The organism is Pseudoalteromonas aurantia, assembly GCF_005886875.1.
GTDB classification, from domain to species: Bacteria; Pseudomonadota; Gammaproteobacteria; order Enterobacterales; family Alteromonadaceae; genus Pseudoalteromonas; species Pseudoalteromonas aurantia_A.
The window spans coordinates 13,030-32,991 of record NZ_PNBY01000059.1 but is presented as its reverse complement, the minus strand read 5'-3'; the positions used below and the strand labels follow the sequence as shown (position 1 = coordinate 32,991).

At 40.4% G+C, this 19,962-nt stretch carries 16 protein-coding genes; 9 read left to right on the top strand and 7 right to left on the bottom strand.

What is annotated here, in order from left to right; all coding sequences use genetic code 11:
• Window positions 1–317: 317 nt before the first annotated feature.
• The 3 genes from nhaD to CWC18_RS12700 all read right to left on the bottom strand — a co-directional run bounded on the left by nhaD (window position 318) and on the right by CWC18_RS12700 (window position 3,787).
• The gene (gene nhaD / locus CWC18_RS12710) at window positions 318–1,754 is read right to left on the bottom strand and encodes a sodium:proton antiporter NhaD (RefSeq protein ID WP_432760762.1); all 1,437 of its coding nucleotides are present in this window, start codon (window positions 1,752–1,754) and stop codon (window positions 318–320) included.
• A gap of 167 nt (window positions 1,755–1,921) precedes the next feature.
• The gene (locus tag CWC18_RS12705; protein WP_249930123.1) at window positions 1,922–2,857 is read right to left on the bottom strand and encodes a DUF368 domain-containing protein; all 936 of its coding nucleotides are present in this window, start codon (window positions 2,855–2,857) and stop codon (window positions 1,922–1,924) included.
• A gap of 201 nt (window positions 2,858–3,058) precedes the next feature.
• The gene (locus CWC18_RS12700) at window positions 3,059–3,787 is read right to left on the bottom strand and encodes a GGDEF domain-containing protein (protein ID WP_138590846.1); all 729 of its coding nucleotides are present in this window, start codon (window positions 3,785–3,787) and stop codon (window positions 3,059–3,061) included.
• Window positions 3,788–4,045: 258 nt separating this feature from the next.
• On the opposite strand from CWC18_RS12700, the gene CWC18_RS12695 reads away from it, so the two are divergent.
• Window positions 4,046–4,864 (top strand): DUF3530 family protein, encoded by an 819-nt coding sequence (locus CWC18_RS12695; RefSeq protein WP_171041103.1) that lies wholly within the window; start codon window positions 4,046–4,048, stop codon window positions 4,862–4,864.
• A gap of 52 nt (window positions 4,865–4,916) precedes the next feature.
• Here the strand turns inward: CWC18_RS12695 and djlA are convergent, their stop codons facing one another.
• From djlA to CWC18_RS12680, 3 genes are read right to left on the bottom strand one after another with little or no spacing between them, the layout of a single operon-like run.
• A complete protein-coding gene (gene djlA, locus CWC18_RS12690; RefSeq protein WP_138590843.1) occupies window positions 4,917–5,738 on the bottom strand; it encodes a co-chaperone DjlA in 822 nt (273 codons plus the stop codon).
• Window positions 5,728–6,405, bottom strand: coding sequence for an N-acetylmuramate alpha-1-phosphate uridylyltransferase MurU (gene murU / locus CWC18_RS12685; RefSeq protein ID WP_138590841.1), 678 nt, complete (start codon window positions 6,403–6,405; stop codon window positions 5,728–5,730). The genes djlA and murU overlap by 11 nt, the downstream gene beginning before the upstream one ends.
• Window positions 6,402–7,412, bottom strand: a complete 1,011-nt coding sequence (locus CWC18_RS12680; protein ID WP_249348297.1) for an aminoglycoside phosphotransferase family protein — start codon at window positions 7,410–7,412, stop codon at window positions 6,402–6,404. The genes murU and CWC18_RS12680 overlap by 4 nt, the downstream gene beginning before the upstream one ends.
• A gap of 89 nt (window positions 7,413–7,501) precedes the next feature.
• On the opposite strand from CWC18_RS12680, the gene lptD reads away from it, so the two are divergent.
• The 7 genes from lptD (at window position 7,502) to CWC18_RS12645 (ending at window position 16,179) form a co-directional block, all read left to right on the top strand.
• Window positions 7,502–9,751 (top strand): LPS assembly protein LptD, encoded by a 2,250-nt coding sequence (lptD, locus tag CWC18_RS12675; protein WP_138590839.1) that lies wholly within the window; start codon window positions 7,502–7,504, stop codon window positions 9,749–9,751.
• 16 nt (window positions 9,752–9,767) lie between these two features.
• Window positions 9,768–11,060, top strand: a complete 1,293-nt coding sequence (gene surA, locus CWC18_RS12670; protein ID WP_138590837.1) for a peptidylprolyl isomerase SurA — start codon at window positions 9,768–9,770, stop codon at window positions 11,058–11,060.
• An 11-nt stretch (window positions 11,061–11,071) separates the two neighbouring features.
• Window positions 11,072–12,061: a 4-hydroxythreonine-4-phosphate dehydrogenase PdxA gene (pdxA, locus tag CWC18_RS12665; RefSeq protein ID WP_138590835.1), complete on the top strand. Its 990-nt coding sequence runs from the start codon at window positions 11,072–11,074 to the stop codon at window positions 12,059–12,061.
• Window positions 12,061–12,867, top strand: coding sequence for a 16S rRNA (adenine(1518)-N(6)/adenine(1519)-N(6))-dimethyltransferase RsmA (gene rsmA / locus CWC18_RS12660; RefSeq protein WP_138590833.1), 807 nt, complete (start codon window positions 12,061–12,063; stop codon window positions 12,865–12,867). The genes pdxA and rsmA overlap by 1 nt, the downstream gene beginning before the upstream one ends.
• Complete coding sequence (gene apaG / locus CWC18_RS12655) at window positions 12,851–13,240, top strand: Co2+/Mg2+ efflux protein ApaG (protein ID WP_138590831.1); 390 nt, start codon at window positions 12,851–12,853, stop codon at window positions 13,238–13,240. Before rsmA ends, apaG begins: the two co-directional genes overlap by 17 nt.
• A gap of 6 nt (window positions 13,241–13,246) precedes the next feature.
• Window positions 13,247–14,047, top strand: coding sequence for a symmetrical bis(5'-nucleosyl)-tetraphosphatase (locus tag CWC18_RS12650; RefSeq protein ID WP_138590829.1), 801 nt, complete (start codon window positions 13,247–13,249; stop codon window positions 14,045–14,047).
• A 116-nt stretch (window positions 14,048–14,163) separates the two neighbouring features.
• On the top strand, window positions 14,164–16,179 hold the full coding sequence (locus CWC18_RS12645; protein WP_138675385.1) for a methyl-accepting chemotaxis protein: 2,016 nt from the start codon (window positions 14,164–14,166) through the stop codon (window positions 16,177–16,179).
• A 282-nt stretch (window positions 16,180–16,461) separates the two neighbouring features.
• Here the strand turns inward: CWC18_RS12645 and tkt are convergent, their stop codons facing one another.
• Entirely contained in the window at window positions 16,462–18,453 is a 1,992-nt protein-coding gene (gene tkt / locus CWC18_RS12640) for a transketolase (RefSeq protein WP_138590826.1), read from the bottom strand.
• 264 nt (window positions 18,454–18,717) lie between these two features.
• Here tkt and metK point away from each other — a divergent pair, with 264 nt between their 5' ends.
• Window positions 18,718–19,869 (top strand): methionine adenosyltransferase, encoded by a 1,152-nt coding sequence (metK, locus tag CWC18_RS12635; RefSeq protein ID WP_138590824.1) that lies wholly within the window; start codon window positions 18,718–18,720, stop codon window positions 19,867–19,869.
• Window positions 19,870–19,962: the final 93 nt, after the last annotated feature.

The window sequence follows — 19,962 nt, the reverse complement described above, 5'->3', positions numbered from 1 at the left end:
GGTCGATATTCAGATGTAATTTACATTATAACTAGTGATTAATTATCCTGAGCTTTTGATAAGCGAATTTGCCTAATAAAGCTATTTTGCTCACTCTCGGCGTTGCTTTCATTTGTAATAGCCCGCTATTACTACATAAAAGCGCCTTGATATTGAGCAAAATAACATCATTGGATTGTACGTAAGTGTGTTTTCAAAAACATTTTCTATTCCAAAACCCTATCCAAACCTGAGGTTAAATAGATAGCAAAAACCTGTGACAGAGAAATATCGTGCAAGCAAGATCACAAGGGGCCTATTGCCCCTTGTCTATGAAGCTAAAAAAGTTCTGCGTTTAACCATAAATGCATGACAATGCTAGCGGCATAACCAAGTGCAATAACAGGTGCCCATTTCAAGTGACCAAAAAAGGTGTAATACCCTCTTGCCTGCCCCATCAATGCAACGCCCGCCGCTGAACCGATAGAAAGTAAACTCCCACCAACTCCAGCTGTCAGTGTAATTAACAACCACTGCCCATGAGACATATCTGGCTGCATAGATAAAACAGCAAACATCACGGGAATATTATCTATTACCGCTGAAATCACCCCAAGAAATATATTGGCTGCAGTTGCTGACCAACCGCCATACAATACTTCGGACATCAGACCCAAATAACCTAAAAAGCCCAAGCCACCAACGCACATAACAATGCCATAAAAAAATAATAAGGTATCCCATTCAGCCCGAGATACTTTACTGAATACATCAAATGGAACAACACTACCTAATCTTACCAGACGTTCTTTATCACCAACTTGTTCAGCAATTGCCTTTTTTCGCGCCAAAGAGCCAGGCAATGTCACGCGCAAAAAATAGCCAAAAAATTGTAAATATCCAAGCCCCATCATCATGCCTAACACCGGGGGAAGATGTATAAACGTATGACACGCAACTGCGGTTGCAACCGTTAATAAAAATAATATTAAAATACGCAATGCCCCGCGTTTCAATTCAATCTCTTCGTAGACTGCACTCGGTTGCTTATCTTCAACGTAAAAGCTCATGATTGCCGCAGGTACAATGTAATTGACCAATGATGGGAAAAACAAAACCAAAAACTCATTAAATTGCACCAAACCCGCTTGCCACACCATCAGTGTCGTGATGTCGCCAAATGGGCTAAATGCTCCGCCAGCATTAGCCGCAATAACAATATTAATACAGCTTAAATTAATAAAATATTTATCACCTTGTGCAACTTTCATCACCACAGCGCACATTAATAAGGCTGTTGTTAAGTTATCGGCAATAGGAGAGATAAAAAATGCTAAAAAACCAGATATCCAAAATAGATTTTTATAACTAAAGCCTTTGCGGATCATCCATGCACGTAAGGCATCAAATACTCTGCGCTCTTCTAACGCATTTATATAGGTCATCGCAACCAACAAAAAAAGCATCAATTCAGCAAATTCAAGTAAGTTATGACGAAACGCTTCTTCTGTAATGTATGGACTTCCTTGCTCTACATAAAATGCACCTATTAAAATCCAAATTAGGCCAGCTGCAACCAACACCGGCTTTGATTTACGTAAATGTAATTTCTCTTCTAGCATGACTAACGTATATGCCGCCACAAAAATGACTATACACATGATCCCAATGTTCGAAGTCGTTAAATCAAGTTTTCCATCGACTGCCCAAGCTGAGCTACAAAACCCCAAACCTACTGCAAGCATAATACCGAGTTTTAATCCCCAAATCCCCATCTATGTACCCATTATTTTAATATTGAAAATATGTTAAATTTTGAAAACAAGAAGATAGCATAAATTTTAAACTAGCCAATTGTACACAAGTCTAAAGTTGGCTGTTTTTGAGAATAAAACAGGAATGAGTATTAAAAATAGCGGGCTTACTTAATGGCCCGCTCACACTATTTAGCGCTCAGCTTTTCTATACCTAAAATAAGTAGTAAACCAAATAAAGCGAGTCCAATACAAAGTAGAGTTTGTGGATCATGACCGACTAAATTTGCATATTCCGCAGGTAAGATGTTTTTTTGCATTAAGGGTTTTTCTACACCACTTGAACTAACATAAGTTGAAACCACCATTTTCCATGGCCATAATAAGTTTAATGACCCTAATAAAAAGCCAGCTAACAGTGCAAATGTTATTTGTTGATATTGATTTAGCAACCATGAAAGAAAACGAGAAAACAACATCAATCCAACGACACAGCCCAGTAAAAACAATGCAATTAACGACAGTTCTTTGTCAGTTATTGCTGTTAAAACATGACTATACATACCCAATAATAGTAAAATAAAGCTCCCAGAGATCCCTGGAAGGATCATCGCACAAACGGCGATAGCACCCGATACAAAATATAACCAAGTATGAGGCTCAGCCTCAGCGGGTGCTAATGACGTGATCACATACGCGATCACAACGCCTATGAAGCAGCTGATAATGGTACTTAATCGCCATTGTTCTATTTGTTTCGCAATATAGATAAATGAGGCCAGAATCAAGCCAAAAAAGAACGACCAAACAAGTAATTGATGGTTAGCCAATAAGTATGTAATAACTTTAGCTAAAGAAACTGCACTGGTTATCAGCCCAGCAAATACCGTTAATAAAAAAGTGCCGTCGATATACTGCCAACTTGCTTTACAACCCGACTTTCTCAGCAAGAGTAATGCCTCTAAATTGACACTTTTAATTGCAGCTAAAAAGCGGGTATAAATCCCTGTTATAAAGGCAATAGTACCGCCTGAAACGCCAGGCACAACATCCGCGGCGCCCATACCAGCACCTTTAAGAAATAAAAATACATAGTCTTTTATTGAATCAGACTTTTTCGTCACAAATAGTACTCCATATTAAGTGAAAGGCGAGTGTATCCTAGAAAGTGTGATTGTGTTAGATCTCACAAAGATACTCAACTAATGAATAACAGGATGGTAGACATTCTTAGTATCTATTGTGTACTTAAGATAGGTGCTGGATTAAACACCAAACTAAGATAGAGTTAAACCTTAAAACGGTTAACAGTTCATACTCTCGCCTCAATGGTCAAAGATTTTAACCTGAGCTCCCCCGCGCTGCTTAGCGAAAGATAACGCCTCATCAACTAACACGAGAAGTCGTTGATGATCAGCCTGTGCATCTCCCCATACCGCCCCCATACTAATGCTCACAGTATGAGCAGATAGCGTAATATGCGTCGTTATACTGTTATACAATTCATCTACAAAACTTGGTAGTGTATGACGGTTAATATTTGGTACAATCATCATGAGCTCTTCACCCGCCCAGCGTGATAATAAACTATGCTCATAATCTTTCAGTAATTTACTGGCTGCCCGCTTTAATATTTCATCCCCCACTTCATAACCATATAGCTGGTTTATTTGTTTGAAGTTATCGAAATCGATAAAAACAACAGCTGATCCAGTATACTCCGCAGGTAAATGCGCCATTTTTAACTGTGCACCTCTTCGATTTAATAATCCGGTCATACTATCGTGAAATGATAAATACTCTACTTCGATATAAAATAACTGCACCTCTTTCCAACGTCGAAAAGAAAACAGGGCAAAAGTAATCGTCAGCGAAAATAATAACGGTACAAACTCATCCAACTCATAGTGTTCATGAACGCGAGAAAAGTGATATAGCCACTCCAAAGTGTCGTAACTAGAAAAAACCAAAAAACACACGACATTTACACCAAAAAGTGCCAATAATTCTTGTCGATAATTCATTTTCAATGGCTTAATATGACCTGGCAACATAGAGTAACTCTCTCACGGTACGGCAATAAACTGGATGTGCATATAACATCTTAGACCCGCTAATAGAAACACACAAGCTATATAGATACAATGAATCATGTGGTTATTTTTATACTCTCGTGGGTAAATATTCAGTTACTTCTGCCGATATCTATAATCAGATCCGATGAGAGCCGTAAACTTATGAGAACTTTTTTCTATTTTCTATTCCTTTGGTCGCTACTACTTAGTACATATTTAGGGGCTGCTGACTTTGTCATGCCTGAATCACGATTAGACATAGAGAAACGAGATTTATCTAAATATTTCAATACCGAAATGCTCATTGATATTGAAACCGACGAAGGAAAAAGCTTCGCCGTTTTTTCTCAGTATATGGCACCGCAAAAGCGCGGAGTGATAATTTTACTCCCAGATGTAGGCCATTCGCCCTTATCTTATAATGGCTTTAATTATCTATACCAAGCCTTAGCAGATGACGGTTTTGACACCTATGCTCTACAAATACCAGAAGTCATATATGAAAAGCCAAAAAATGCTGATGATGACCAAACGCCTGCAGAAGAAAGTGATGCCGATGACAGTGGCTCAATGGATGACAAAATAATGCCAGCAATGCAATCTGTAGATATTGGCCTCCCAGAAGCCGCACTTGATGACTATAAAACACAACTGGTTGCCATATTTAAAGCATTATATTCTCAGTTAACCATGCGACAACAAGAAAAGTTAGTTGTGATTGCCCAAGGTACCAGCGCCGGCATTTTTGGAGAATATTTGGCTGAGCTACCCAATATCAAACTAGATGCTTTTATTGCCATCAGTGCGCAATTGCCACACAGCGATAGGCAACGTCACTTACCCGCAAACTTCTCACTGATTAGTTCACCTTTGCTTGATGTATTTTATAGTAATGACAGCCCAATTGTGACCCGTAATATGGCCGAAAGGATACGCTGGGTAAAGCGTAATAGTAAATTCGATTACCGTCAGCGCCAATTATTTGGACTAACAACTGAAATGCGCCAACACCAAAGATTACGTAAAGAAGTTGATGGTTTTTTGCGACAGCTGTAACCCCGACCATGTATTGACAGCAAACATTTATATTAGACAGGTTTAACGCGCGTTATTTTAAAAACTCATAAGCGGCCTGAATTTCCTGACTTTTCTTTTTAGCTACTTCCATCATATGCTGTGGTAGTCCTTGCGAAACTAACTTATCTGGGTGATGTTGCGCCATTAACTTTCGGTACGCCCGTTTCACCTCTTTTTCATTTGCAGACTCAGCTAACCCTAATACAGCCAATGCTTGTTCCTTTGATATCCCAGTATTAGCTTGTGCCGCACGATACCGATGTTCTCCATCTTGTTGAGCTCGTTGCTGACGAAATTTAAACTCAGCTTGGTAACGCTTTAAAATAAAATTAAAGTGTGTATTAGACACCCCCAATAGCTGACTCACCCTTTTTAATAGTTTTATCTCTTGAGGCGCCAAATGCCCATCTGAAAACGCCATCTGTATTTGAATTTCTAAAAAGAGTTGTAACAAGTCATAACGCCGAGAGAAAACCTCTTTGAAATCCTGCACTGCTTGTTTTAATTCAAAGTCGCTTTCTTTGCCTGCCCTAAACGCATTTTGGGCTTCTTGACGCTCTTCGCCATGCAGCCCCATTTCATCCATAAATAATGACGCGGCTTTGATATGAATTTCGCTGACTCTACCATTCGATTTCGCAATATGACCCATAACAGCAAAACAACTAGAGAAAAATAGCGCTTGGCGCTGATGTAAATCATCTCCTTTGAAAAAACCTTGAAAACCACCTACCTTATCAAAATCTTGCTTCAAACTTTTATCAAATAAATGGCCTAGCCAAAAACCAAATATTGCTCCAACCCATCGCCCGAACATAAATCCAAAGCATACACCGAGTAATTTACCCCACATTATTCAACTCCTGCTGCGCATTAATATCTAATAGCCGCTGCGGCGTACCAATATCTGACCACTGCCCTAGGTATAGCTCAGTAGACACCACACCAGCGGTTAAGCCATTCCTTAATAACGGCCCCAATGCAACAACCCCAGCAGCTTGTTTTTCAAAAAAAACTTTATTATACAAACCAATACCAGAAAACGTATATTTCTGAGTATTAACAACTTGATGAGCAAGGCAAAAATCGCCTTCTTCGTTATGTGGTGGATTTTCTACAAGCACAAGATGTGCTTCCCCTGCGTTGAGCTGAAGTTGATTGAGTGCACTCACATCATAATCAGTAAATATATCACCGTTGATCACAATAAACTCTTCATGGTGTTCAGTTAGGTAAGGTAGAGCGTTGATAATACCACCAGCGGTTTCAAGCCCACCTTCCTGCTCATGGCAATATTGAATATTAACGCCAAAGTCACGACCATCAGCAAAATGTTCAATAATGACCTCACCGCACCAAGCTAAGTTAATCACAATATCTATAATTCCCGCAGCCTTTAAACGCGCAATATGGTATGCCAACAAAGGTTGACCATGCACTTTTAACATCGGTTTTGGTAACTTTTCAGTAAGTGGCATCATACGTTTACCACGTCCGGCGGCGAGGATCATAGCTTTCATTTTAACGAGTTCAATTTATTATCAATAAGCGGCATTATCTCATTCACCAACCAAGTTGCAAGCCACTGCAGTTCGTCATAACATTGAGCAACTTCAATAACATAGTTTAAAGTCGGTATGATGTTGTTTAAATATCCAGCCTTATTATCTCGTAAGAATAATCTGACAAATATTCCCGCAGCTTTTAAATGGCGCTGTAACCCAGTAAAATCGAAGCACTGTTGATACTCAGGATAAGACATACCATTAAGTAAATCAGCTCTTTTTAGCACCTGATAACTTTCATTTTGCAAAAGTGAAAATTCATCATCCGGCAACCTAAAGTAACAATCTCGCAGCAGCGACACCACATCATAGGTTACAGGTCCTTGCACAGCGTCTTGATAATCAATTAATATCCATCCATATTTGTCTCGCATGATATTACGGCTATGAAAATCACGATGCATGGTACAATGCGGTTGCAATTGCATATTCTCAACTAACCGACGTTTACAAAGCTCCCATAGCCCCTTTTTATCGTTGTCAAACTCATAGCCTAACCAACTGCCAAGCAACCACTGCTCAAATATCTCAATTTCTTGTTGAATGAATACACCATCATAAGGCTTCATATGTGATGAATTTTTAACTGTTGCTATAGAAGGAATTAACGCTAAAATCGACTGATAATGCGCAAGCCTGTGTGGGCTTTGTAACAGTTCAGCCAAATGTTCGGAACCTAAATCATTTAGCAAAAGTAGGCCATACATCATATCTGTTGCTAATATTTCAGGGACTCTTAAACCTGCTTGACTAAAGCAAGTATTCAATTCAACAAAAGGGGCATTGTTGACCTTACTTGGATCTGAATCCATCAAAATATAACTCGTTCCCCCTTGGTAAACTCTTAAGTAACGGCGAAAGCTTGCATCTCCTGTCACTATATCAACTTGATATGGACGCCCATTAAAAAACCGTGTTAAAAACCTATCGATGTAGGTTTCTCTTTCTTTATTATTTGTCACAAAAATCCATTCTTAATTACTGTATTTAACTGAGTTTTACTTTATTATGTCGTGCTTAGATAAATATACTAGGCCAACAAGGTTATTAAATGAGAAAAACTTGGGGGGTCGCCTTACTGGTACTCAGTAGCGCACCAGCACTAGCCACATCAGAGTATACACCAATGCAGTGCAGTCAGTATTTTCAGCCGAAAAACTGGCTACCTCTCAGTTCATTGCCAAAAAACGCCATAGATATTCAAGCAGATGACGTTGAAATGCAAGGTACCGCCAGTGCCGAATTTTCTGGTAATGTAGACATTAACACCACGAAAATGCGCCTCTCAGCAAGTTCTGCATTAATTGACAAAGAGCGCGGCTTACTCAACGCAACCGGGCCGTTAACATACCAAGACGCATTTACGGTAGTAAAAAGTAGTGGTCTATATGCTGATTTAAATAATAATGATATCAGCTTACTCGGCGCTGACTACCAACTTACCCAACAAGTAGGTCGCGGCGGTGCGGAAAAGTTATACGCCTCAGAAAAGGAAATTAGTTTATATAATTCCAGTTTCACGACCTGTCCTGTCGAAGCCCCTTTTTGGCAGCTTGAAGCCAGTACCATAACCTTTTCGAAACAAGATGGATGGGGAGAATCTTACAACGCTGTACTTAAAGTCCTTGATACGCCGATTATTTACATACCTTACTTTACGTTTCCCATAGATGACAGAAGAAAGTCTGGATTACTGGCCCCGGTTCTATCGAGTTCAAGCAGTAAATATGGCTTCGGTATGGCGCTGCCCTTTTACTGGAATATTGCACCAAATTATGATGCGACAATTACGCCACGGTATATGTCTAAAAAAGGACTGCAGTTAATTTCCGAATTCCGTTATTTAACAGCGCAGCATCAAGGTCTAATTGGTGTTGAGTATTTGAATAAAGATGATGCTGAGCCAACATTAGATAGCCGCTACCTGGTTCATTGGCAACAGCAGAGCTATTTTAATGAACAATGGCGTTTAAGCATTGATGTTACTAATGTCAGTGATGATGCATACTTAACAGATTTAGACTCGAAATATGGTAATCAGACTGAAACCCAACTAAATCGAACCGGAATTTTAAGTTACCTTGGTGACGATTGGTTGACCGATATAAAGTTACAAAACTTTGAAGTCTTAGGTGCTCATACAGAGTCCTATGCCGCACTGCCTCAAATTTCGTGGCGCAATCGCACACCTTATCAATGGCAAAACTTGTCTTTTTCGTTTTTAGGTGACTTAAGTCACTTCCGTAACGATAACTTGGTCATTACAGAAGCATCGCGATTGCATATTGAGCCAAGTGTTCGCTTTTCAGTGGAAGACTATGCCTGGTCTTTTCTTGCCGAAACTAGCTTATTACACACCCACTACGAACAAGACGGTGATTTCAGCAATACGTCATACGAAAAAAGTGTATCAAGAACAATGCCTAAAGTCAGGATGCATACTCAGCTTAACTTTGAACGAAAGACTAAACTATTTAACAACGCAGGTATCCAAACTTTAGAACCGCAAATACAGTATTTATACGCCCCTAAAAGAGACCAAAATAATATAGGTTTGTATGATACGACAAGATTGCAAGATGACTTTGCAGGGTTATTCAGAGAACAGCGTTTTTCAGGTGTGGATAGAATTGCACAAGCAAACCAATTTACATTAGGTGCGACCACTCGCGTTTTTGATAACGATAGCACAGAGCGCTTTAATTTTAGCATCGGGCAAATCATTTACTTAAGTGATGATGTAAAGCCAAGTGCACAAGCATATAATGTAGAAACTAATTACAATGCATTGTTTGCAGCTGAAACCATGGTACATTGGCATCGACGTTGGTACTTTTCTGCTGGAATGCAATATGATGCCGATTCAAAAGATTTGATACAGTCTCATACCACCCTGAACTACAGAGGAGACAATAATAAACTCGTGCAATTGAACCATCGCTATGCAAATAGTGTCTCAGGATATGAGATTGACCAAATAGGTATTTTTAGTAGTCTACCTATTAACCAAAACTGGCAGTTTGTCGCGAGATACCATAGAGATTTAAATGCCTCACGAAGCGTGGAGGTTTTCGCAGGTATTCAATACGACAGTTGTTGTTGGGCAATTCAAATTACCGGTGGTAGACACATAGAAACAGATTTAAACCAAACCATTAGTCATGATAATGCACAGTTTGATACCAGTATTGGTTTTAACTTTGTGTTTAAAGGATTAGGTGATAAGTCAAACAATGGTGCTAACCAACTATTGCAACAAGGTATCTTCGGCTACCGTCGACCTTATTTTTTAAATAATTAATAAATATTAGAATACTATGAATTTTAAAAAGTTATTATTAGCCGCCCTTTTGGGATTAAGTGTTAGTCAAGTAGTACACGCCGAACGAGTGCAGATAGATAAAATCGTCGCCACGGTAAATGAAGGCGTTGTGCTGCAAAGTGAAGTTGAACAAATTATTAACCGTGTTAAAGAGCAGGCAAAACAGCAAAGCACCGAATTACCATCAGATAGAACACTCAGGGTGCAGGCTATTGACCGGTTAGTAGATCAATCATTGGTGCTGCAGCTTGCTGAGCGCATGGGTATGGAAATTTCAGACTCTCAATTAGATCAGACCATAGCCAACATAGCGAAAGAACAAAAGTCAACTATCGCAGATTTAAGACGTTCAGTTGAAGCCAGTGGAGAGAGCTATCAAGCGTATAGAGAAGAAATACGTAAAGAGATCACCGTTAGCCAAGTTCGACGCGCAAATGTCGATCGTCGTATCTATATTAGTACTCAAGAAGTAGCAAATTTACAAAAAATCCTAGAGCAACAAACCGGAAACCCTGAAGAGTATAATATTGGTCATATCCTAATTAAGATCCCAAGCAAAGCATCTCCTCAAGAGATTCAAGATGCTAGAGAACGCGCAGATAATGTTATTGATTTTTTAAATGACGGTAAAGAGTTTAAGCGTATTGCAATTGCTTCATCGAGCGGTCCAAAAGCATTAGAAGGTGGTCAGCTAGGCTGGATGAGTATTAATGAAATGCCGTCTTTATTTGCTGAAGCTGTTAAAGGTAAGAAAAAAGATAATATTGTTGGTCCCGTTCGCTCCGGCGCAGGCTTTCATATATTAAAAATACAAGATATTCGTGGTCGCCAAGTGGTAGAAACTACAGAAGTACGTTCTCGCCATATTCTCATCAAACCTTCAATCATTCTGAGTGAAGAAAAGGCACGAGATATGTTAGCGGGCTTCGCGAAAGACCTGCGTACTGGAGAAGCTGACTTTGCAGAATTAGCAAAAGAGCATTCAGAAGATCCAGGCTCAGCACTTAAAGGGGGAGAATACGATTGGACTGATCCAACAACCTATGTACCAGCGTTTAAAAATACACTATTGTCATTAGAGAAAAATGAGATCAGTGAACCATTTAGAAGTACATTTGGTTGGCATATTGTTCAATTATTAGACAAGCGAACGGCGGATAAAACGGATCAAGCGAAAATGAATCGTGCCCATGGACTACTATTTAACCGTAAGTTCAAAGAAGAGAGCTTTAAATGGCAACGAGAGATCCGTGAACAAGCCCATATTGACATTTTCCCAACAGACTAAATGGATCTAACATGTGTCTAAGAATAGCAATTACCCCGGGTGAGCCCGCCGGCATCGGCCCAGATCTCGTTATTAAATTGGCACAACAAATGTGGTCTGCACAATTAGTTGCAGTAGTCGATCGCACAATTATTGAAAAACGTGCGATCGAATTAGGTGAATCAATCACGTTACTCCCATTTGAGGCGCAAACTGAAGCAAAACCAGCGCCTGCTGGCTGTTTGTATTACTTGCAAGTAGATAAAGGCACTCATGTACAAGCAGGACAGCTTGACGAGAAAAATGGCCAGTACGTACTTGAAACATTGCGCATCGCATCTGAAAAAAATATGGATGGCACATTTGATGCTGTTGTTACAGGTCCAGTGCACAAAGGAATAATCAATCGTGCGGGTATTTCATTCAGTGGGCATACGGAATATTTTGCACTGCAATCTAATACATCTGATGTTGTTATGATGCTCGCAACTGAGGGATTAAGGGTTGCCCTCGTTACGACACATATTCCACTGGCCTATGTATCACGCGCGGTTACGACTGAGCGATTAACTAAAGTCGTCAACATTCTACATGATGATTTACAAAGTAAGTTTGGCATTGAAAAGCCTCGCGTACTCGTTTGTGGTTTAAACCCTCATGCTGGAGAAGATGGGCATCTTGGTAGAGAAGAGATTGAGACAATTACACCAGCACTGACCGCACTAAATGCGCAAGGAATGAATCTTATTGGCCCACTCCCCGCAGATACCTTATTTCAAGCAAAGTATTTGGATAATGCAGATGCTGTGCTTGCAATGTATCACGATCAGGGGTTACCTGTGTTAAAATATAAAGGATTTGGTAATTCGGTTAATATTACCCTTGGGCTACCCTTTATAAGAACCTCTGTTGACCATGGCACTGCGCTAGATTTGGCGGCTACTGGTAACATTGAGGTAGGTAGTTTTGACTTAGCTATCCGCGAAGCGATAAAGCTCGCCAACAAAAAAGCACTGAATTAATGACTGATAAAGTACACTTAGGGCATCGTGCCCGCAAACGTTTTGGCCAGAACTTCCTAAATGATGACATGATCATTGATAAAATTGTGACTGCAATTGACCCAAAACCAGCTGATAACCTTGTGGAAATCGGTCCAGGTTTAGGTGCTATCACAGAGCCTGTGGTTGATCTAAGTGAAAAGTTAACGGTTGTAGAACTTGATAAAGATCTCGCAGAACGACTTATAAAGCATCCTTTTATGGGCTCAAAACTGACGGTACACCAAGGTGATGCCATGAAGTTTGATTTTGCCTCTTTAATTAAGGATGGCGAGAAGCTAAAAATATTCGGTAACTTACCTTACAACGTATCAACGCCTCTTTTATTTCACCTTTTTGAATTTGCAGATCATGTTGAACACATGCATTTTATGCTTCAAAAAGAAGTTGTAAAACGCATGGTAGCAAACCCAGATTCTAAAGCATTTGGTCGATTAAGTGTAATGACCCAGTACTATTGCAACGCGATGCCCGTAATTGAAGTGCCGCCAGAGTGCTTCAAGCCTGCACCAAAAGTAGACTCAGCGGTTATTCGTTTGATCCCAAAAAAGCCAGAGCAACGTTCAGCAAAAAGTTCAAAAATACTAAATACGGTATGTTTAGAAGCCTTTAATCAACGCCGAAAGACATTGCGTAATAGTCTTTCTAACTTGTTAACAAGTGAAGAAATGGCTGAAATTGGTATCGATGCAACAAAACGTGCTGAAAACCTCTCTCTTTCTCAATTTATAGATATAGCAAACTGGATTTATGACAATAAGCAGTAATATTGGCTCACCAATAAAAGTCTCTGTTGAAACTTTTTATGTAGAAGCGCAATCTCAGCCAGAAAAAAATAAATACGTATTTGCATATACTGTGACAATAAAAAACCACAGTCTGTGCAGTGCCAAGTTGGAAAGCCGTTATTGGCTTATCACAGATGCAAATGGTAAAGAATCAAAAATAGAAGGCGAAGGGGTCATTGGTGAAAAACCATCAATTGCACCTGGAGAAAGCTATAAATATACCAGCGGTGCAGTCCTCGATACGCCATTAGGCACCATGCAAGGCCATTATCTTATGCGTAATGAGTTTGGTACTGAATTCGAAGCACCAATCCCTGTATTTAGCCTCAAAAGCTTAACCACTTTACACTAACGATATATGGCTCAATACGCAATAGGCGATCTGCAAGGCTGCTTTAAGCCTTTTACTCAATTACTGGATATGGTGAATTTTAATTCTAGTAAAGATCACCTCTATCTAGTGGGTGATGTGATAGCCAGAGGGCCAGACTCTCTGGCCTGTCTTGATTGGCTATACATGCATCAAGATTCAATTACCATCACACTTGGCAACCATGATCTACACTTACTCGCCTGTGCTGAATTGAATCGTCTGCCTAACCCAAAAGATAAATTAGAAAACGTATTTCAAAGCCCTCGCTTCTCAAAATATCTCTCTCTGTTAAAGCAGCAGCCTTTAGCTGTTTCCTTACCTGAACATAGAGCATTTATATCTCATGCAGGTATTCATCCCACTTGGAGCATTAATACAGCACTAGAATACGCTCAATATGTTGAACAACGTTACCGCAGTCATAGTGCCAAAGACCTCTTTAGTTCGATGTACTCAGAGCACCCAACAGAGTGCATTAATGAATTAAGCGAAGCTGAGAAATTTAGAGCAATTATTAACGTTTTTACTCGGATGCGCTACCTCAAAGCTAATAATGAGCTAGACTTAACGAATAAAGGAAGCATGGGTAGTTCTACGACGCTGACGCCTTGGTTTCATCACGAACGCTTTCAGAAGTCAAAAAACTCCTTTATATTTGGCCATTGGGCTGCGCTAAAAGGCGTAACAAAAATGCAAAATGTCATTGCATTAGACACTGGGTGTGTCTGGGGTGGACCGATGACTATGATGAATATTACAACGAAAGAACAATATTCAATCAAATAATTTATTCTCGCCCCTTTTTACTGAATTTTTTAGTCACATCTGCTATAAAATACTTAACTTATCCGCAATAAAACCGATAAGTATTGAACCCTGCTAGTAAAATTGATGGAAATTGTATGAACTTGACTGTAAGCCAACGAATTTGGGGTGGTTTTATTCTTATCACCTTACTGCTCCTAATGATAGGTGGAAACTCTTTGCTAAGGATTGCCAATATAGATAGCTCAACACAACAAGTGAATAGCTTATCTCTCCCTGCGCTTGATAAAAGTTCAGAGTTACAAGTTGAGTTTTCATTAATGAGCAAAGTTGCTCAAGGCAGCTTTTATGCACAAACGCCTGCCGAGCTAAATGCACTGAAAGCAGAGTTTAATCAGCGCCAAACTGTTTTTAGTAATGCGCACGCTGAATTAGAAAATGTCGTAAGTAGCAACCAGAATTTATCGCGTAGCGCTCAAGATGTGGGTAATACATATAAAGACTTCTTAATCTCAGTAAATAACCTATTAAAAGATAAAGCGCTAGAGCTACAATTAAGAAAGTCTACCTCTGCTCAACTAGAAAATATTGAGTTGAACGCCGAAGATGCGACAACCGTCGTGCTTGATATTATTGATTTGGATGGATTAAAAGAATCAAATAACCGCGCTTATCTTGCCGCTAATAGTATGGAAAATAACTTTTCAGGTATCGTCACTAACAGTGCTGATATGTTAACTGTTGATAACTTAAATACCCTTGAGATTGTAAAGAAAGATCAAACTTACTTGCTTGAAGAGCTAGAACGAAATATCGAGTTAATGAAAGGGCCTGTCATCGCACTTGATAGTGATTTGTTTGCAGATTTAGAGTCTTACTTTACTGTATTAAAGCAAGATACAACTGGCACACAAAGCTTGTCAGAAAATAAAAAGCGCTTGATCAATGTGATTAATATGACTAAATCGGAACTGGCCGAAGCAGAACAAGCAACCAAAGCAGCTTTAAAACAGCTTGATCAACTATTAGATGAAGCAAGTAAAGTGGCATTCGATTTACAAAAGGGCGTAAGCCAAGATGTCAGTGCTGCGAACTTATGGACATGGATTGGTATGATAATTGCTACATTGATTGCGATCGTAGTCGCCTTTGTGACGGTAAACCTTATTACCAAACCCCTCGCAGAAGTTAATCGTGTGCTCACAATCGTTGCTCGTGGCGACATGACGCAGCGTTTGGACGATACAGCACAGGATGAATTCGGTGAGCTGTCTCGCAGTTGTAACGCATTAATTAGAAGCTTACGAGAGCTGATCACTGGTATCGTTTCTCGCTCTACACAGCTTGCAGCCGCGTCAGAGCAAACATCAACCATTACCACAGAATCCAGCCAAGCGATTCGAAACCAGCAAGCTCAAGTAGAGCAAGCCGCTACTGCAACCACAGAAATGAGCAGTACATCTCATGGTGTAAGCAATAGCGCAAACCAAGCATTACTTGAAATTAAGAATGCTGACAAAGAAGCTGAGCGTGTGAAAGGTATTTCCCATGATAACAAGCACACCATTGAGCAGCTCGCTCGCGAGGTTGATGAAGCATCAAGAGTTATTAATAAACTACACCAAGACAGTGCGTCAATTGGTGGGATCTTAGATGTTATTCGTGGGATCGCAGAGCAAACCAACCTACTAGCCTTAAATGCTGCTATTGAGGCTGCCCGAGCCGGTGAGCAGGGTAGAGGTTTTGCTGTCGTTGCTGATGAAGTGAGATCACTGGCAAGTAAAACTCAGGAATCGACCCAAGAAATACAGTCAATGATTGAATCTTTGCAAGCCGGCGCCGAAGAAGCAGTAACAGCCATGTCAAAAGGCAAGCAGCAAGCGGAGTCCTGTGTTGATAAAAGTGATTTGGCTAACGAAGCACTCAATAGTATTACCCAAGCTGTATCGCAAGCGCATGATGTGAGTGAAGAGATCTCTTCTGCAGCAAACGAGCAGCAACAAGTGTCTCAAGAGATCAGTGAGCGTTTAGAGTCGATTGTGTCTATTGCAGAACAAACCGCAGAAGGCGCAAATCAAACCTCAATATCAAGTACTGAAGTTGCAAAACTGGCTGAAGAGCTGCGTTTATCCGTAGAACAGTTCAAGGTTTAAATTAGCAAGACTTAGGTGAGTTCGCTCTAAAAAGTGATTAAGCTGTATTTTACTCTCCTTTAGTAACTCCTTTTAAAACACAGAAAAGCCTGCATTTGCAGGCTTTTTTATCTCTTACACCCCAAATCCAGGTTGGCACACTTCCAACTATTAATTCAATAAAACCCCTAATAAGCAAGAGTCGTACAACGCCTTAAAATACAAAGCGCCCGATGAAATACACCGGGCGCTTTTATTAAAATAGTGACAACCTATGCTAGGCTGGGTACTCGCTTCAAGCGATTAAAACAACGCTTTTGCCTTATTCACGATATTATCAACCGTAAAGCCAAAGTGTTCGAACAACTCATTTGCTGGTGCTGATTCACCAAAAGTCGTCATGCCTACCACCACGCCATTTAAGCCAACATATTTATACCAGTAATCTGCAATTCCAGCCTCCACCGCAATACGGCGAGTAACTGTTGATGGTAAAACGCTTTCTTTATATTCAGCTGACTGGGCATCGAATACATCTGTAGAAGGCATAGAAACAACACGGACCTTTTTACCGTCTAAGCGTAACGACTTTGCTGAGTCGACGGCCAATTGTACTTCAGAACCCGTTGCAATAATGATTAACTCTGGATTACCGTCACAACTTAGAACATAGCCGCCTTGCTTGATTACTTGTACTTGTGCATTATCACGCCCTTGCTGCTCTAAACCTTGACGAGTAAAGATGAGAGAAGTTGGTCCATCTTTACGTTCAACCGCTTGCTGCCATGCAACTGCAGACTCAACTTGGTCACATGGGCGCCAGTTAACTAAGTTCGGCGTTAAACGCATGCTTGCTATTTGCTCAACGGGCTGATGAGTTGGACCGTCTTCGCCTAACCCAATTGAATCATGTGTATACACAAAGATACTAGGTTGCTTCATTAATGCAGCCATACGCACCGCATTTCGAGCATATTCCATAAACATTAAGAATGTAGCACCGTAAGGAATAAAACCTTTGTGCAACACAATGCCATTCATGATGGCTGACATACCAAACTCACGCACACCATAATAAATATAGTTACCAGAGGCATCATCAGCCGTTAACCCTTTTGAACCATCCCAAATGGTTAAGTTTGAGCCAGCTAAATCGGCTGAGCCGCCCATAAACTCAGGTAATAATGGCCCGTATGCATTTAATGCATTTTGTGAAGCTTTACGTGTTGCTGGGTTTGCAGGATTTGCCTGCAACTGTGCAATATACGCTTCAGATTGCTCAGCCCATGTATCTGGTAACTCACCTTTCATGCGACGTTCAAATTCAGCAGCTAACTCAGGGTGCTCAATTTGATACTCAGTAAATTTAATCAACCAATGGCTTTGCGCCTGTTGACCGCGTGCTGAAGCGTCCCATTTAGCATAAATTTCGTCAGGTACTTCAAATGCCTCATGATCCCAACCGAGAAATTCACGTGCTGCTTTGATTTCTTCGTCACCCAGTGGTGCACCATGACAATCATGACTACCAGACTTATTCGGTGAACCGTAACCGATCACTGTTTTACAACAAATTAAGGTTGGTTTATTGGTTTCTGCACGTGCAGCATCGATTGCAGCTTTAATCGCTTCACTATCGTGACCATCAACATCAGCAATCACATGCCAACCATATGACTCAAAGCGCTTAGGTGTATCATCACTAAACCACCCTTCAACTTCACCATCTATTGAAATACCATTATCATCCCAAAATGCAACCAGCTTACCTAAACCAAGTGTACCAGCTAATGAACATGCTTCATGAGAAATACCTTCCATCAAACAGCCATCACCTAAAAACGCATAAGTATAGTGATTTACAATGACATGCTCATCACGGTTAAATTGTGCCGCCAGTGACTTTTCGGCAATTGCCATACCAACCGCATTTGTAATGCCCTGGCCCAGTGGGCCCGTAGTAGTTTCAATACCAGGTGCATAACCATATTCAGGGTGCCCTGGTGTTTTAGAATGCATTTGACGAAAGTTTTTCAAATCATCAATAGATAATTCATAACCACTTAAATGTAACAAAGAATAAATAAGCATTGAGCCATGACCATTTGATAGTACAAAACGGTCACGATCAGCCCATTCAGGGTTACTTGGATTATGTTTTAAATAATCGCGCCATAGTACTTCGGCAATGTCCGCCATACCCATAGGGGCACCTGGGTGGCCTGATTTAGCCTGTTGTACTGCGTCCATTGACAGAGCGCGGATTGCATTTGCTAGTTCTTTGCGAGATGGCATGAATTCTCCTACCTTAAAATTCGCGGGTATAATTTAAAGTACCCCATTCTTACTCATTTCAATGCCCTACTGCAACGATATTCCAGAGAAAAAACAGGTACAAGCAGGATTTTATATCCCACTTACTTCAATAAAAGCTATTTAGACGTCTAGGCGTAAAAAAACTATGCATGGCTGTTTGTTTTGGTTAGAATGGCACTCATATTTTTCATTCCTGCGCTATCCCGTTTGTTTGTGAAGCGCATATTTGTGAGCATACATACAATGGCAAAACATTTATTTACTTCTGAATCAGTTTCTGAAGGCCATCCGGATAAAATTGCGGATCAGATTTCAGATGCGGTACTTGACGCAATTTTAGAGCAAGATCCAAAAGCACGTGTAGCCTGTGAAACTTATGTTAAGACAGGCATGGTGATGGTTGGTGGAGAAGTTACTACAAGTGCATGGGTAGATATCGAAGAACTAACACGTAAAACTGTACGTGATATTGGTTATACACATTCTGATATGGGCTTTGATGCTGATTCATGTGCGGTTTTAAACACTATCGGCAAACAATCTCCAGATATTAACCAAGGTGTAGACCGTGCTAGGGCTGAAGAGCAAGGTGCTGGCGACCAAGGGTTAATGTTTGGTTATGCATGTAATGAAACAGACGTACTAATGCCTGCACCAATCACTTACTCTCACCGTTTAGTACAACGCCAAGCGCAAGTACGTAAAAGTGGTGAACTTAGCTGGTTACGCCCTGATGCAAAATCACAAGTAACATTTGCTTATGAAAATGGTAAAGCGGTTGGTATTGATGCGGTTGTTCTTTCAACTCAGCACTGTGACTCAGTATCACAAAGTGACCTCGTTGAAGCTGTAATGGAAACCATCATCAAGCCAGTATTACCAGCAGAGCTTATTTCTAAAGCAACTAAGTTCTTCATCAACCCAACTGGTCGTTTTGTGATTGGTGGTCCAATGGGTGACTGTGGTTTAACGGGTCGTAAGATCATCGTAGATACCTATGGTGGCATGGCACGTCATGGTGGTGGCGCATTCTCAGGTAAAGATCCATCAAAAGTTGACCGCTCAGCAGCTTATGCAGCGCGTTATGTTGCTAAGAATATAGTCGCTGCTGGCCTTGCTGATAAATGCGAACTACAAGTATCTTATGCGATTGGTGTTGCAGAGCCAACATCGATTAGCATTGAAACATTTGGTACAGGTAAACTTGAAGAATCTCGTCTAGTAGAGTTAGTACGTGAACATTTTGACCTTCGCCCATACGGTCTTCTTACTATGCTAGATTTAGAGCGGCCAATTTATCAGCCTACTGCTGCATACGGCCACTTCGGACGTGAAGAATTCCCGTGGGAAGCAACTGACAAAGCAGAAGCTTTACGAGCTGCTGCTGGCTTATAATTTATCTAGTACAGAACCAAATAATAAAAAGCGCTGCCTACTGGCAGCGTTTTTTTTTGGTGACCTAAAATAGCGTAAGTTTTACTAAAAACC